The sequence below is a fragment of the Salsuginibacillus halophilus genome (genome assembly GCF_003014715.1).
GTDB lineage: Bacteria > Bacillota > Bacilli > Bacillales > Marinococcaceae > Salsuginibacillus > Salsuginibacillus halophilus.
Genome location: NZ_PYAV01000011.1, coordinates 110,971 through 126,343, shown reverse-complemented (window position 1 = coordinate 126,343; position 15,373 = coordinate 110,971). Strand labels below are relative to the sequence as shown.

Below are 15,373 nucleotides of genomic sequence, written 5' to 3'. Positions count from 1 at the left end.
ACCTCTAAGCGAGCGGTCCACACCTCTAAGCGAGCGGTCCACACCTCTAAGCGAGCGGTCCACACCTCTAAGCGAGCGGTCCACACCTCTAAGCGAGCGGTCCACACCTCTAAGCGAGCGGTCCACACCTCTAAGCGAGCGGTCCACACCTCTAAGCGAGCGGTCCACACCTCTAAGCGAGCGGTCCACACCTCTAAGCGAGCGGTCCACACCTCTAAGCGTGCTGTCCACACCTTTGAACGAGCGGTCTCCCTGCGCATGATCCTCTCATCGCTAAAAGTTTTGAGCGACATTTTCTTCAATTTTTGCTAAGCTTAGAGGGTGCTTTGAAATTTTCAATTTGAAAAGGAGGTCTTCATGTTTCAAAAAAGATTACAGAAACCGGACTCGTTGCAGCAGCTTGAAGCTTTGCAACGCTGGCTTTCGGTGGATCACCCTGCGTATGAAGTGCTAATGCATGAGTATAGAAGCATCGCCGCCGGATTTTATGGGGAATTTTCATTGACGCGGCTTTTGGAGCGTTTCACTTCACATACGCAAATTTTCCAGGACCTTCGTCTTAAAGTTCGTGATGAATTTGTGCAGATAGACCTTTTGATTCTTCATCATGCGCATGCGGTGATCATTGAAGTGAAGCACTGGCGGGGTGAGCTCCGGCTGGAGACTAGAGACAGTCCGCTCGAGCGTTGTTACGATGGTGAGTATGACTATTTTCCAAACCCGCTTTTACAAGTTGAAGAACAAGCTGCGCAATTTCACGATTGGGCCGCAGAGCACGGACTTCCTGCCATTCCGGTGAAAACCTTCGTCGTATTTACCCACCGCGAGGCGTATCTCCGACCACTTCCAGACGCTGAACTCCACAACCACATCATAAGCCGCGACACTTTAACCCGACACTTGCGAGATCATTTACACCCCGACCACCCGGCCACAATTTCCTCCAATGAGCTGAATCGATACTTGAACCATCTGCACAAAACCAATTGTCCCGCCTGCAATAACTACACCGAAAAACATCACATTACCCTTAACCACCTTAATACTGGTATCTTCTGTCCTTCCTGCGGAAAGCAAGGGATGCTTTGGTTACGCCGTAATTGGCAGTGTACGCATTGTGACTACGGGAACCCGTATGCTCACATCCCAGCCATTCAAGATTTTAAAGCAATGTTCGGATCACGTATCTCAAATCGCGAAGCACGCTACCTCCTTAACTTGGAAAGCCGTAACACATGCCGCCGGCTGCTCAAACCTCTCGCCAATCCACCAAAACCAAGTGCCTCACATGGCGTTTATTGGTTAAAGTAAGAAATCCTCTGAGCGAGCGGTCCCTACCTCTAAGCGAGCAGTCTCTACCTCTAAGCGAGCAGTCTCTACCTCTGAGCGAGCGGTCCCCACCTCTAAGCGAGCAGTCTCTACCTCTGAGCGCGCGGTCTCCACCTCTAAGCGAGCAGTCTCTACCTCTGAGCGAGCGGTCCCTACCTCTGAGCGAGCGGTCTCTACCTCTAAGCGAGCAGTCCCTGCCTCTAAGCGTGCGGTCCCTGCCTCTGAGCGAGCGGTCCACACCTCTAAGCGTGCGGTCCCTACCTCTAAGCGTGCGGTCCACACCTCTAAGCGTGCGGTCCCTACCTCTAAGCGTGCGGTCCACACCTCTGTGCGTGCGGTCCACACCTCTGTGCGTGCGGTCCACACCTCTGTGCGTGTGGTCCACACCTCTGTGCGTGTGGTCGGTAATAAAAACCCCCGGTGTCTTTGACGCCGGGGGTTGGCATGATCGTTTATGCTTTAACTGGTGCGTGAAGCGGCTGGTCGAGTTTGATCAGATCAGCGTAGGATTCGCCTTGGATGACGACGCGGGCTTCTTCGTTTTCGACGAAGACAACCGGCGGGCGCGGCACTCGGTTGTAATTGCTCGCCATTGCGTAGCCGTAGGCACCGGTGGAAAAGACAGCGAGTAAATCGCCGGCGACAGCGTCTGGAAGCGGCAGATCCCACATGAGCATATCGCCGCTTTCACAGCACTTTCCGGCGATGGCGTAATTCGTTTTCGCCGGCTCATCGGCCCGGTTAGCAATGATCCCTTCGTACGCCGCTTCATATAAAGCCGGCCGGATATTATCAGTCATACCGCCATCAACGGACAAGTAGCGGCGCACACCTGGAATATCTTTTTCCGAACCGAGCGTATAAAGTGTTGTACCGGCTTCTCCGACGAGGGAGCGGCCCGGCTCAATCCAGATTTCCGGCATTGAAAGGTTACGTTGTTTTGCTTCGCGCGCAACGGCCTCAATGACGTCTTCAATATACGTGCCCGGGGCGAGCGGGTCGTCATCTTCTGTGTAACGGATGCCAAAGCCGCCGCCAACATTGACCACTTCAGGCGCGTACCCGTACGTTTCATCCCAAGAAGCGATATAACTGTACAGCTTTTCAACCGCCATCACAAAACCGGTCGTATCAAAGATTTGGGAGCCGATGTGGCAGTGAAACCCGAGCAAGTGCATCGCTTGATCAGCGAGTACTTCAGCAACAGCTTCATCGCCCTGCCCGCTCGATAAATCAAAGCCGAATTTGGAGTCTTCCTGTCCGGTGGAGATATAATCATGCGTGTGTGCTTCCACGCCCGGGGTCGTCCGCAGCATCACATTCACCGTCTTACTGTGGCTGTGAGCGGCTTTACTTAACAGCTTAAGCTCGTGGAAGTTGTCCACAACAAAGCAGCCGACACCATTTGCGACAGCCATGTCAATTTCCTCCGGTGCTTTATTGTTGCCGTGCATATGCACACGCTCCATCGGAAAGCCAGCTTCTAGTGCCGTGTAAAGCTCGCCGCCGGAAACAACATCCAAACTTAAATTTAGTTCATCGGCGAGCTGAAGCATTGCTAAACAGCTGAACGCTTTTGACGCGTATGCAATTTGATAATTTACACCTTGCGCACGGAACGCTTCGTGAAACGCTTGCGCCCGCTCGCGGATCATTTGGGTATCATAAACAAATAACGGCGTACCAAACGATGCTGCAAGTTCGACGGTATCCTTACCACCAATTTCTAAATGACCTTGTTCATTGATTCTGCTCGTTCCTTGAAGCTTCATACGCGATTGCCCCTTCGCTCTGTAATCATAAAGGTTATTGTAACATGAGCGATTGATGGAGAAAAGCTTAAGACCCTTGTTTTACCCGGTTTTTCGGGTTTGCAATCCGAAGACGAACCTTTTCGTTTGGCACGGCCCGGCGGACAAATAAATCGCGCATCGCAAGCGGATCAAACGGCAGGAATGGCCATAAATATGGTTTATTGAGCGACTTTATGCTGACAAGCCAAATAAATAATAATGTTGCCCCGACGACGAACCCAGGGGCTTGGAAAAACCCAATCATGAAAATAAAGAATAAACGCATCATTTTCATTGACACACTGAACTCATAACTTGGCGTTGCATACGTCCCGATGACCCCAAGGGCGGCGTACAAAATGACTTCAGCACTGAAAAGACCGACTTCCATGGCAATCTCACCAATTAAAAGGGCCGCAACAAGGCCTAGGGCTGTTGCTAGCGGATCAGGGGTGTGAATGGCTGCCATCCTTAACAGTTCAAGCCCGACCTCAGCAAAGATAAGCTGCACAAAAATCGGCACGTTATGCTCATCTTCCGGACCAATATACTCAAGCCCAGCAGGAAGCATATCCGGGGCGAGTACAAACAGCAGCCAAAGAGGCACGATGAGTAAGCTTGCAATCATTCCGAAAAAGCGAATCCAGCGCAAATACGTGCCAACCGCCGGTGCCTGCCGGTGTTCTTCCGCATGTTGTATGTGGTGAAACAGTGTGGTCGGTGTAATAATGACACTTGGTGAGGCATCGACCATGATCAGGACGTGCCCTTCAAATAAATGCTGGGCGCCGGCGTCCGGGCGTTCTGTAAACCGAACGAGTGGAAACGGTGTGTAGCCTTGTTTCACTAAAAATTCTTCCACCGTTTTATCAGCCATCGTTAAGCCGTCCACATCGATTGCTTCAAGCTCTTTTTTGATAATATCGACCAAGTCCGGGTCAGCAACGCCGTCAATATAAGAGACGCAAATATCGGTTTGCGAGCGGCGGCCGACGCGCATAATTTCATTCCGAAGCCGCTCATCGCGCACCCGGCGGCGTGTAAGTGCTGTGTTTTCAATAATATTTTCTGTGTAGCCATCACGGGAGCCGCGAACGACCTTTTCTGTATCCGGCTCCTCAGGCGTGCGCCCTGGATAAAAACGAACATCTATAATAAAAGCTTCGTCTTTTCCTTCCATGAAAATAACGAGCAGACCGGACAATAATTCGGTAATGCAGTCTTCAAATGTCTCCTTATACTCCACCTGCACGTCCGGGAGCCGCTCCTCAACGGCTTTTTGTACATTACGTGGCGCCTGCTCGTCGTCAAGCCGCATCAGTTGCTCTAAAATCTCAATGATGTGCCGGTCTTCAACGAGTCCCTGCACAAAGTACAACTGCAGCTCACGACCGCAAATTTGAAAACTTCGGATACCGACATCAAATGTCGTTCCAATCCCGAGTCGGTCAATCATTTCTTTTTTGTTAGCTTCCAACTTTTCATAAAGCGGTTGTTTATTTTTCGTTTCACTCATGATGTATACCCGCTCCTGTGTAAAATTTCTTTTAACGCGGCGGTGGTTACCGGCGCGCCCCGCTCAGGTGCATCCCATCGCCCCATCTTACCCGGGTCACCAATGCCGCAGATCACTGGGATATTTAATTGATCAAGGTTATACAGCGTATCACCGCGCACCCGCTGCAGCTCAAGCTCCGCAAAACCTTCTTTATCAACGCCGTAAGCTGTAATCTCTTGAAACCTTGTGATGGAGAAATCCACCCGGCACCAATCGTTTTGGTGTGATGTTGATGCAACAGCGAGCGCCCCTAAAACCTCTGTCTTTTCTGATTTCACCACGATCTCAAGACACGTCTCTCCCGGCCCCGGACCTGAAGTTCCTGCGTCATCAAACAACAAAAAAACTGGATGAGGCTCACAGTATGGAAGTGAAGCAAGCAAGTCTTCAGCCGTTCGTAACGTTGGGTTGCCGGAAGACTTCGCGAGACACGAGGCGTGCAAGTTGTTTGCTGCAGTTTCTACAGCCTTGCGCGCATAAAGATCGCCATCTGTGATCAAAATGACCGGGGTCATCATCGGCACTGCTCCTCCTTTCTCTGCATCACATCTAAAAAAACAAGTTTCAATTTTCACTTACAGCGTTACATAAACGAACCAGAAAAATAAGGAACCTAACACTTTACCAAGTGCAATCGCAAATAAAAAAGCAAAAATCCCTTGATCTACCCCAAGACGCTTGGCAAGCACGGGCATCACATTTAAAACTTCGGTTAACGCCGCCGCAAGCATCCCGACAAACATGCCGGCAAAAAATCCTGGAATCACAGCGACCACTTCCGGAAGCGCTAAGTGAGCATCCGTCAAAGTCATAATACTTCCGAAAAGCACACCGCTGATCACTGCCCATTCAAGATGCACGAGCCGGCTGTAACATTTTGCGATCTGTACAAGCCGGGGAATGATGCCGAGCGCAGATATAAAAGCAACCAATCCGCTTCCGACCGCAAGCCCTCCGCCGAGTCCGAGAAGTACTGTAGCTAACGCTTCGAGCGTGATGACTTTTTCCAATCCCAACCGCCGTTTTCTACAACGAAACGGTCGATGTCATCTTGATAGTTGAACATCTCAATTTCAATCGGGCTCGGCTCGTCGTTGATTCGCTTTTTAAAAACGTGATTGAAAAAAAGAATCATGCCGGCACCAAGTCCGAGCGAGTATGGAAATTGTAAAAGGAGCGGCTCCTCTGCTTCTTTTCCGGTTAAAGCAAAATACATTTTTTGATGAACACTTGCCATACTCACATCCTCATGAAAATTCATAATCGCAAGGGCGGATCCAATAAATAAAAGGAGCCAGACGAACACAAACAAGCCGTAATTTTCTTTTTTCACCCGGGGCTCACGTAAAATGACGCAATGCGCCGCACCCGACACCTGCACGTCGTCAGCAAGTTCATGCATCCGAATGAGCCGGACGAGTTGAATAACATCAACGACAACCGGACGACCGGTTTGAAAATCCGCATCTACCTCTAAAGCTTCGATTGCTTCTTTATCCGGCGCCGGCGCTTCGATTTTTGCAATATCTTTGACGAACACGTGCACATCTTGAGGGTCAATTTCTAAACGCGGGCGGAGCTGAAGAAACACGGTCTGCGCCATACGGCATCACACCCCTTTTGCATCCTTGTCAAATGTAGTATGTGATATGTTGACAGCTTCATACATTGAAAAATACCGAAAAGGTGCAGACGCGTGTTTAAAAATCCAATAAAAAAATGACGCAACAATCGTTACGCCACATAGCTAGAGGTTCATTTTTCTACAACGAGCATTGATCAATGCTGAAATCGGCGTGGCAGCGACCAGCCGTAGTAAACGGAACAAAGCCTGAGGGTTACAACAGCTGCAACGATCAACAACACTTCCACCGGGCCGGTAAGCCAGCCGAGCCCAACCGTGAGGCCGGGGATGAGTGTCCAAGCAATATAAATTTCCTTCTGCAAAAAGAGCGGCTTTCTTCCGGCAAGGACGTCCCGGATCATACCGCCGCCGGTTCCGGTAAGTGCAGCTGCTGCAATTGAGGCACTTAGCGGCAGCCCCATTGATTGGGCATAAAGCGCCCCCTGGACTGAAAATGCGCCGAGCCCGATCGCATCAAAAAACACCCCGCGGCGAAGCAGTGTCCACTTCAACATGCGCGGAAAAATAAACGCAATCGTCATAACGATAAATGCAATCGTAAACAACGTCCCCTGCGCCCAAAGTTCAGATACCGGCACCCCGATTAAGATGTTTCGCACCGCACCGCCGCCAAACGCGGTAATAAACCCGAGAATATAAACGCCCATTAAATCATAGCGTTCTTCTAAGGCAACGTTGACACCGCTTAATGCAAAAGCGATGGTACCAATCATATTTAAGACTTCCCACATGAGCTCTCCCTACTTTCCTGCACCATCATTTCCATCCTTTTCTTTATAACATATCATTCACCTCAAGCCATGATTTTGTGCATAAAAAATAAGCGTACCAAACCTTAAAGGCTTGACACGCTTGGATTATAAGTCAGTTTCATCGTGACACTTCTTGAGCAATCAAAGGAACCCGATCCATTGGAAATGATTGATGATCCTTAAATGTAAAAGTGACCGTAACGAAAGACGGCGACTCCCAGCGAATCAAGCGCAAGCTGAAGATCCACTTGTTCGATTGGAAATCTAATCGAACAAGTTAGCTGAAGCCAAGCCCTCGGGAAAGCGTCCGTCTAAAGTGAAGGTCACGTTCATGATTCGGTTTTTATTCTCATGTGACGATTGATGAAACCCACTTATTATGAATAAAAATTAAAGTTTAAATTTATCGTATAGTTTTTCCGGCCTCACGATTCACCCATATACATTTTCATCTTTTCTAATATCTTTTTCTCTAAGCGCGAGACCTGCACTTGCGAAACACCGAGGCGGCCGGCGACTTCAGCCTGGGTTTTATCTTTGTAATATCTGAGCAGTACAATTAAGCGTTCACGCTCATTTAAATCTTCAATGGCTTCGCGGAGGGCAATCCCTTCAAACCAGCCTTGATCTTCTGCATCAGCAAGCTGATCCATTAAAGTGATCGGATCACCATCATTTTCATAAACCGTTTCGTGAAGCGATGATAAATGCCGGCCTGCTTCAGTGGCGAAAACAACTTCTTCGGGAGTGAGCCCAAGCGCTTCAGCAAGTTCATTGACCGTCGGTTCGCGCCCGGTTTCTTTCGTTTTTGCATCGCGCTCTCGCCGGATCTTTTGGTTCATTTCCTTTAAAGAACGGCTCACTTTCATCGTTCCGTCATCTCGGATAAACCGTTGGATCTCACCAATAATCATCGGCACAGCATACGTTGAAAACTTCACGTCATATGACAGATCAAATTTATCAATGGACTTCATCAACCCGATACAACCGATTTGAAACAAATCTTCCGCTTCATAACCACGGTTTAAAAAGCGTTGGACAACGGACCAGACGAGCCGTGTGTTAGCATGAACAAGCTCGTCACGCGCTTTTTGACTGCCGGATTGACTATCTTGAATCAATTGACGAATGACTTCATCTTTAAGCGGCGGTTGACGTACATCTGTTTGCATGACGATCACCCTTTATGAACAATGCGCTTTTGATTTGGCGACATGTTTTTTCATGTAAATGGTCGTTCCCTTCTCCGGAACAGAATGCACCGCCACTTCGTCCATGAAGTTCTCCATAATTGTAAAGCCCATGCCTGAACGCTCAAGTTCCGGGCGTGACGTAAATAAAGGTTCTCTTGCTTCATCTACGTTTTGCATCCCTTTTCCTTCGTCTGTAATGGTTAATGTGACAAGCCCGTCTTCGAGCCAGGCTGAAATGGTAATGTTGCCGGCCGGGTTTTCATTGTAGCCGTGAATGATCGCGTTTGTGACGGATTCGCTGATCACCGTTTTAATTTCAGTAACTTCATCCATCGTCGGGTCGAGCTGGCTTACAAACGCGCCAACACTCACCCGGGCAAACGCTTCGTTCTCACTTACAGCACTGAATGTAATGCTCATTTCATTTGTCATCAGGAAGCTGCCCCCAATTCTTGAAGCGCACGAGCTTCTTTCTCCTCTTTTTTCAAGACTTTAAACAAGCCGGCCATTTCAAAGATCCGCTCCACCTGCGGCGGGATCTCACATACATACACTTGTCCGCCGCGGGCTGCGATTTGTTTATACCTGCCGAGCACAACACCGATACCGGAGCTGTCCATAAACGAAAGCTCGCTTGCATTTAATACGACGTGCACAATCCCACTTTCTTGTAACTTCGCATCCATGTCTTCGCGCAGCCGGCTTGCTGTATGATGGTCCAGTTCACCGGAAATTCGTACCAAAAGCACATCTTTGACTTGCTCCATCGTGACATCAAAACTCATTTTTCTTCCCCCTACATGTATAAATTCCCGCTGCCTTTACTTGATTCACGAAAGCTTGGAAAACTCCTGCACGCCTGACAAAACTCGTGTGAAAGCTTCACAATTACCGAAGGCCGCTCAAACGGCTGAGCGAGCGCTGGAACAAATGCCACAAAGACGCTTTTTCAACATCTTCAGCTGCAAGCACCGGCACATCTGCTACTGTTTCTTCGTCTTTCGTCAGCTGCAGCTTACCAAGGGGTTCTCCTTCGACAACGGGTGCCTCGATTTCTTCATCGATGAGCAGCTGCTCTTCAATGTCATCAGCACCTTCCCCTCGCTTAAGAAGTACACTTACCGGCTCTTTTACTCTTAATGGAACGGTTTCTTTCATACCTTTCGAGACTGATTCTGCTCCAATCACGCGGCCTTTCTCAATGAGTGGGTGCACTTCAAATGTTTCAAACGCATAATCCAGCGCATCTGTAATGTGGCGGTTACGTTCTTTCGGAGAGTCCGCCCCCATTACAACAGCAATATAGCGGGCGTCACCCCGCTTGGCTGAGGCGGCCAATCCGTACTTCGCTTCACGGGTAAACCCGGTTTTCACTCCGTCCATTCCCTCGTACGAATTCACGAGTCTGTTTGTATTCACGAGCCAAAATTCATCATCTGTCCCTTGACGTAAGTAATCTTCGTAAATGCTCGTAAATGAAGTGATGCCTTCGTGACGCATAAGCTCGCGGGCAATGACTGCTAAATCATGGGCGCTCGCGTAATGCTCGTCTGCCGGCAGTCCGTTGGAGTTTTGAAACTGGGTGTGCGTTAAGCCAAGCTCATCTACTTTCTCATTCATCATTTCAACAAAATCTTCTTCAGAACCTGCAAGATGTTCAGCAACAGCAACAGAGGCGTCATTCCCAGAAGCTACCGCAATCGCTTTTAATAAATCGCGAACAATCATCGTCTCGCCCTCTTCAAGAAAAATTTGCGATCCTCCCATTGAAGCGGCTTTTTCACTAACCGTAACTTCATCTTCAAAGTTGACATCTCCTGCTTCAATCGCCTCCATTAAAAGCAGCATCGTCATCATCTTCGTCATCGATGCCGGTGGAAATGCTTCGTCGCTGTTTTCTTCAATTAACACTTCCCCTGTATCCATCTCCATTAAGATGAGTGACTTTGCCTCAATATCGATCGGGCGTTCTGCAGAAAACGCAGTGGATACCGCTCCTAAAGTAAGAAGCATTATAAAAAGTGCACTGATCATCCAACGTGTTATCGTCATAGCCGTTCCTCCGTTTTTAACTACAGCTTCGGTGGACACAGGTAAATTTATACATGTTTTTCATGATTCATGGCATAAATTTCTAGCGTTTTCGATTTATGTCGGATTCAAGACCGTACTTCATCACCCTGATAGCTTGCCTCACAGCCCTGAAAACGTGCCTCGCCGCTTCAAGATCGTGCTTCGCCCCCCTCGAGATCGTGCTTCGCCCCCCTCGAGATCGTGCTTCGCCGCTTCAAGATCGTGCCTCGCCCCCTCAAGGTCGTGCCTCGCCGCTTCAAGGTCGTGCTTCGCCGCTTCAAGATCGTGCCTCGCCCCCTCAAGGTCGTGCCTCGCCGCTTCAAGGTCGTGCTTCGCCGCTTCAAGGTCGTGCCTCGCCGCTTCAAGATCGTGCTTCGCCACCTCAAGATCGTGCCTCGACGCCTCGAGATCGTGCCTTACAACCCAACGAAAATTTCAATTGACCAATGTGGTCTACTTTGCTATATTTAAATTGACCAAAGTGGTCTAAAACGATAAAAGCAGGTGGAACGATGACAAAAAAGGCAGCTGATAAAGAGGCGCTGATCCGTGAGGCGGCGATGAAAATATTTGCCCAGGAAGGCTACGAGCGCGCGTCAACAAACCAAATTGTGAAAGAAGCTGGCATCGGCAAAGGGATGCTCTTTTACTACTTTCAAAACAAATACGAATTATTCGCCACCCTTGCTGAAGAAAGTATGACTTTTGTGGCGGAAGATTTTTTACAACAGATTGATGTAACTGAGCCTGATTTTATCCGCCGGCTGCAAGAGACGACAGCACTTAAGATGAAGGTGATGGAGCAATCACCTTATGTATTTCACTTTTTAACGACCCTTTTTTCAAGCGATTTAGAAAAGCTGCCCCCTCATTTACAAGAGAAATATCAAAAGATCTATACCGAAGGACATGGGCGGCTGTATCAAGACGTAGATTTATCATTTTTCCGTACGGATATTGATCGCGATAAAGCATTTCACCTTATTCAATGGGCACTTGAAGGATATGAAGCAGACTTAAAAAACCGGCTGAATCAAATGCCGCCTGAAGACATTGACGTTGACGCCACTTGGCGTGAGTTTGCTGCATATGTTGAGGTACTGCGCACAAGTTTTTATCAAAAGAAGGGGGTTGAATGATGCTTGAAATGAAGGGTGTGAAGAAAACGTTCGGGGATTTTCATGCACTCAGCGGTGTTGATTTGGATGTGAAGCCGGGGGAAGTTTTCGGGTTTATCGGGCCAAACGGTGCCGGCAAGTCAACGACGATCCGGGTGCTGCTCGGTTTAATGAAAGCTGATGCAGGGAGCGCTGAAATTTTCGGGCAGGATGTGTGGCGCGATGCCGTGGAGATTCACCGGCGGATTGCGTATGTGCCGGGGGATGTGAATTTATGGCCGAATTTAACCGGTGGCGAGGTGATTGATTTGTTCGGCCGGCTGCGCGGTGGATTCTCGAAAGAAAAGCGTGATGAACTGATCGAACGTTTTCAGTTTGATCCAACGAAAAAGTGCCGCACGTACTCGAAAGGTAACCGGCAAAAGGTTGCGCTTATTGCTGCATTTGCCTCAAACGCTGATCTTTATATTCTTGATGAACCGACTTCAGGCCTTGATCCGCTTATGGAGCAGACGTTTCAAGCTTGTGTTGCTGAAGCTCGGGCAGCTGGTAAAAGTGTGCTGCTATCAAGCCACATCTTATCGGAAGTGGAAAAATTGTGCGACCGGGTGGCCATCATTCGTGCAGGTGAAGTGATTGAACAAGGTACGCTCAGTGAGATGAGGCATTTAACCCGAACCCAGGTGACGGTGGAAACCGCAACGCCTTTAACTGGACTTGCGGAGTTTTCCGGGGTGTATGACCTCACCGAAAGTGGTGCGCAAACTTCATTTCAAGTAGATACTGAAAAACTATCTTCAGTAATGGCACACCTTGCTGAATTTGACATCATGCAATTAAATAGTGCACCACCTGCACTTGAGGACTTGTTTATGCAGCATTATGACACGAAGGAGGGAGGGAAAACGCATGAATGAGCGGCTGTTTAGCGGCACATTTGCAATTTTCTGCTTCATCCTCCGGCGCGACCGGCTCCGGGCACCCCTGTGGCTCTTTGCTTTGACAGCTACGAGTCTTGCCGTAGCGCTCTCATTTGTTGATTTATATGCTTCAGCTGAAGAACGGCAGGCAGTCGCGCAGACGATGGTTAACCCGGCAACAACGGCGTTGATCGGTCAAGGGCACGGCCTCGATGATTATACGTACGGTGCCATGCTTGCCCATCAAATGCTCGGCATGACCGCGCTTACGGCAGGCGTCATGAGCATACTTCTCGTTATTCGCCATACCCGGGCACAGGAAGAGGACGGACAATTAGAGCTGCTCGGCGCACTCCCGGTGGGTCGCCTTGCAGTGCCGGGGGCAGCGCTTTTGTATGTGAGCGGGCTTAACATTTTGATTGCTTTGTTCACTGGCGCCGGGCTTACGGTGCTGCAGCTTGAAAGCATTACCGCCGGCAGCTCATTTTTATACGGTGCTGCCATTGGAACGGCCGGTATTTTCTTTGCTGCGCTTACGCTGTTTGTGAGCCAGGCAGCTGAGAGTTCACGCGGTGCGCTCGGACTTTCGGTCACAGGCCTCGTTGCTTTTTACGGACTACGTGCTGTCGGTGACACCGTCAATGAAACATTTTTATACGCCACCCCCTTCGGCTGGCTGCAGGAGATGCAGGTGTATGTAGAAGACCACGCCTTGTACCTTTTCTTACCGGTAGCAGCAGCTGTAATTTTTGCATTCTCCGCCCTGCAGCTGCACCGCCGCCGCGATGCTGGTGCCGGCATGCTTCCTGCGCGCGCCGGCCGGAGAGATGGCGGACGCTTTTTAACATCCGTTTTCAGCCTCGTCTTCCGGCTGCAGCGCACAAGCTGGATGTTCTGGGCGCTTGGGATGATCCTGCTTGGCGCGGTGTACGGTTCTGTTTTAAGTGAAACCGAAACATTTTTTGCTGAAGTTGAAATCATTCAAGTATTAATCGCTGCTGAAGGTGATACAGCACTCATTGATCAGTTTCTCGCGATGTTTATGTCTGTACTCGCAGTTGCCGCAAGCATTCCGACGCTGCTTTCACTCCTTCGTTTGAAGTCTGAAGAAAAACGCGGACGGCTCGAAGCGCTGTATACGCTGCCGGTTCCACGCTTGCGCGTATACGGAGTTTATGTCGCTACAGGCATGATCACGAGTATCATCATGCTTACCGCTGCAGCCGCCGGGCTGTGGGGAGCGGCAGCGGTCACAATGGAAGAAAGTTTTACCTTCGGTGCTGTATTTACTGCTGCCCTCGTGTTTGTGCCAGCGCTCGCAGTCATGCTCGGCTTGGCTGCCCTCATTCTCGGCGTTTCGCCTGCGCTCTCGCCACTCATCTGGGTCTACTTGTTGTATGGCTACATTGTCATTTATATGGGAGAACTGTTTCAATTTCCTGATGGCATGGATTACACTACACCATACGGGTACGTCCCGGAATATCCGGCTGAAGATGTGGCAGCACTTCCCCTGGTTGGAATGGTGACTGCGGCGGTTATTTTTGCAGCGCTCGGCGCTTGGCTGTACCGCCGGCGGGATTTGGATTAAAGCACAACGCTTGCCTCTACATGCCTCTCTAAACCTTAAAAGCCTCTGCCGGTCGAGCCGGCAGAGGCTTTTCTAATCATTAATGGATCGTGTCGAAGATGAGCGGGCGCGCATCCGGTTGTTGGTCAGAGAACGTGTACGCTTCCTGAACCATTGTACGGATCGCTGTTGTGTCATCTTTGTTCGCGTGCAGCCAGGCAATGGTGTCACCTTCGTGCACGTAATGACCAATTTTTGCTTCAAGTTCAATCCCGACAGCGTGATCGATCTCGTCATCGAGTGTGGCCCGGCCGGCGCCGAGAAGCATTGCCGCCTGCCCGATTTGTGCGGCATGCATTTCGGTCACGTAGCCGGAACTCGGTGCAGGGACGGCTACCCGGTCTTTTGCAGTTGCAAGCAGCTCAGGGTCATCTACAGCTGACGGATCGCCGCCTTGTGCTGCAATAAATGTTTTCATCGCTTCAATGGCGCTGCCGTCCTGGATCGCTTTTTCCAGCAGGTCTCGGGCTTCTTCGGCGCTCGCCGCACCGCCACCGAGTACGACCATGTGCGCCGCAAGGGTTAAGCTGAGTTCATGCACATCCGCCGGTCCTTCGCCTTTTAATGTCTCCACAGCTTCTTTCACTTCAAGGGCGTTACCGATCATGCGCCCGAGCGGCTGATTCATGTCGGAGATGACTGCCATCGTATCGCGGCCGATGGAATTGCCGATATCGACCATGGCTTTTGCAAGGGCGCGGGCATCGTCTTCGTCCGTCATGAACGCGCCGGAGCCGGTTTTCACATCGAGCACAATCGCATCAGAGCCGGCCGCAATCTTTTTGCTCATAACAGAGCTTGCAATAAGCGGGATCGAGTCCACTGTGGCCGTTACATCGCGAAGGGCGTACAGCTTTTTATCCGCCGGCGTTAAGTTGCCGGACTGCCCGGCGAGTGCCAATTTATTTTTGTTAACAAGCTCGATAAACTGCTCCTGGCTGATCTCGGTTTCAAAGCCGGTAAACGCCTCTAATTTATCAATCGTGCCGCCGGTATGACCGAGGCCGCGGCCGCTCATTTTTGCTACCGGCACATCAAGTGCTGCAACGAGCGGGCCTAAAATAAATGTCGTTTTATCTCCCACTCCGCCGGTGGAGTGCTTATCAACTTTTGTGCCCGTGATTGCAGAAAGGTCGAGCTGATCACCGGATTTTGCCATTTCAAGCGTTAATGCGCCAGCTTCTTCATCCGTCATACCTTGAAAGTAAATCGCCATGGCAAGGGCAGATGCTTGATAATCCGGGATGTTTCCGGCGCTGTATTCCGTTGTAAACCAGCGGATTTCTTCTTCTGTTAACGGATGGCCGTCGCGCTTTTTCTCAATGATATCCACCATGCGCATCGTTTGTGTCCCCCTTT

General features: G+C 49.9%; 16 protein-coding genes. 4 read left to right on the top strand and 12 right to left on the bottom strand.

What is annotated here, in order from left to right; genetic code table 11:
• Positions 1–210, bottom strand: a 210-nt coding sequence (locus tag B0H94_RS15035) for a hypothetical protein (protein WP_219899790.1), incomplete at its 3' end; no start/stop codon positions are given.
• Between the two features lie 147 nt (positions 211–357).
• Between B0H94_RS15035 and B0H94_RS11670 the strand changes: the two genes are divergently transcribed.
• The gene (locus tag B0H94_RS11670) at positions 358–1,311 is read left to right on the top strand and encodes a nuclease-related domain-containing protein (RefSeq protein ID WP_106589447.1); all 954 of its coding nucleotides are present in this window, start codon (positions 358–360) and stop codon (positions 1,309–1,311) included.
• Between the two features lie 470 nt (positions 1,312–1,781).
• Here the strand turns inward: B0H94_RS11670 and lysA are convergent, their stop codons facing one another.
• The 10 genes from lysA to B0H94_RS11615 all read right to left on the bottom strand — a co-directional run bounded on the left by lysA (position 1,782) and on the right by B0H94_RS11615 (position 10,325).
• Entirely contained in the window at positions 1,782–3,101 is a 1,320-nt protein-coding gene (gene lysA, locus B0H94_RS11660) for a diaminopimelate decarboxylase (protein WP_106589445.1), read from the bottom strand.
• A 67-nt stretch (positions 3,102–3,168) separates the two neighbouring features.
• Complete coding sequence (locus B0H94_RS11655; protein WP_106589444.1) at positions 3,169–4,638, bottom strand: spore germination protein; 1,470 nt, start codon at positions 4,636–4,638, stop codon at positions 3,169–3,171.
• A complete protein-coding gene (gene spoVAEA, locus B0H94_RS11650) occupies positions 4,635–5,198 on the bottom strand; it encodes a stage V sporulation protein SpoVABEA (RefSeq protein WP_106589443.1) in 564 nt (187 codons plus the stop codon). The genes B0H94_RS11655 and spoVAEA overlap by 4 nt, the downstream gene beginning before the upstream one ends.
• A gap of 57 nt (positions 5,199–5,255) precedes the next feature.
• The gene (locus B0H94_RS11645) at positions 5,256–5,690 is read right to left on the bottom strand and encodes a stage V sporulation protein AB (protein WP_245893992.1); all 435 of its coding nucleotides are present in this window, start codon (positions 5,688–5,690) and stop codon (positions 5,256–5,258) included.
• Positions 5,660–6,283 (bottom strand): stage V sporulation protein AA, encoded by a 624-nt coding sequence (locus B0H94_RS11640; RefSeq protein ID WP_106589442.1) that lies wholly within the window; start codon positions 6,281–6,283, stop codon positions 5,660–5,662. The genes B0H94_RS11645 and B0H94_RS11640 overlap by 31 nt, the downstream gene beginning before the upstream one ends.
• A gap of 176 nt (positions 6,284–6,459) precedes the next feature.
• Positions 6,460–7,056 carry a trimeric intracellular cation channel family protein gene (locus B0H94_RS11635; RefSeq protein WP_106589441.1) on the bottom strand — a complete coding sequence of 199 codons (597 nt, stop codon included), beginning with the start codon at positions 7,054–7,056 and terminating at the stop codon, positions 6,460–6,462.
• 446 nt (positions 7,057–7,502) lie between these two features.
• Positions 7,503–8,252 carry an RNA polymerase sporulation sigma factor SigF gene (sigF, locus tag B0H94_RS11630; protein ID WP_106589440.1) on the bottom strand — a complete coding sequence of 250 codons (750 nt, stop codon included), beginning with the start codon at positions 8,250–8,252 and terminating at the stop codon, positions 7,503–7,505.
• A 12-nt stretch (positions 8,253–8,264) separates the two neighbouring features.
• Positions 8,265–8,705 carry an anti-sigma F factor gene (spoIIAB, locus tag B0H94_RS11625; RefSeq protein ID WP_106589439.1) on the bottom strand — a complete coding sequence of 147 codons (441 nt, stop codon included), beginning with the start codon at positions 8,703–8,705 and terminating at the stop codon, positions 8,265–8,267.
• Positions 8,705–9,058, bottom strand: a complete 354-nt coding sequence (gene spoIIAA / locus B0H94_RS11620) for an anti-sigma F factor antagonist (RefSeq protein WP_106589438.1) — start codon at positions 9,056–9,058, stop codon at positions 8,705–8,707. Before spoIIAA ends, spoIIAB begins: the two co-directional genes overlap by 1 nt.
• A gap of 103 nt (positions 9,059–9,161) precedes the next feature.
• Positions 9,162–10,325 (bottom strand): D-alanyl-D-alanine carboxypeptidase family protein, encoded by a 1,164-nt coding sequence (locus B0H94_RS11615; RefSeq protein WP_245893990.1) that lies wholly within the window; start codon positions 10,323–10,325, stop codon positions 9,162–9,164.
• Between the two features lie 533 nt (positions 10,326–10,858).
• Here B0H94_RS11615 and B0H94_RS11605 point away from each other — a divergent pair.
• From B0H94_RS11605 to B0H94_RS11595, 3 genes are read left to right on the top strand one after another with little or no spacing between them, the layout of a single operon-like run.
• Positions 10,859–11,485, top strand: coding sequence for a TetR/AcrR family transcriptional regulator (locus B0H94_RS11605; protein WP_106589436.1), 627 nt, complete (start codon positions 10,859–10,861; stop codon positions 11,483–11,485).
• A complete protein-coding gene (locus B0H94_RS11600; protein WP_427909950.1) occupies positions 11,485–12,381 on the top strand; it encodes an ABC transporter ATP-binding protein in 897 nt (298 codons plus the stop codon). The genes B0H94_RS11605 and B0H94_RS11600 overlap by 1 nt, the downstream gene beginning before the upstream one ends.
• Positions 12,374–13,975, top strand: coding sequence for an ABC transporter permease (locus B0H94_RS11595; RefSeq protein ID WP_106589434.1), 1,602 nt, complete (start codon positions 12,374–12,376; stop codon positions 13,973–13,975). Before B0H94_RS11600 ends, B0H94_RS11595 begins: the two co-directional genes overlap by 8 nt.
• Before the next feature lie 79 nt (positions 13,976–14,054).
• On the opposite strand, the gene B0H94_RS11590 is transcribed toward B0H94_RS11595, so the two are convergent.
• Positions 14,055–15,356 carry a pyrimidine-nucleoside phosphorylase gene (locus tag B0H94_RS11590; protein WP_106589433.1) on the bottom strand — a complete coding sequence of 434 codons (1,302 nt, stop codon included), beginning with the start codon at positions 15,354–15,356 and terminating at the stop codon, positions 14,055–14,057.
• Positions 15,357–15,373 lie beyond the last annotated feature (17 nt).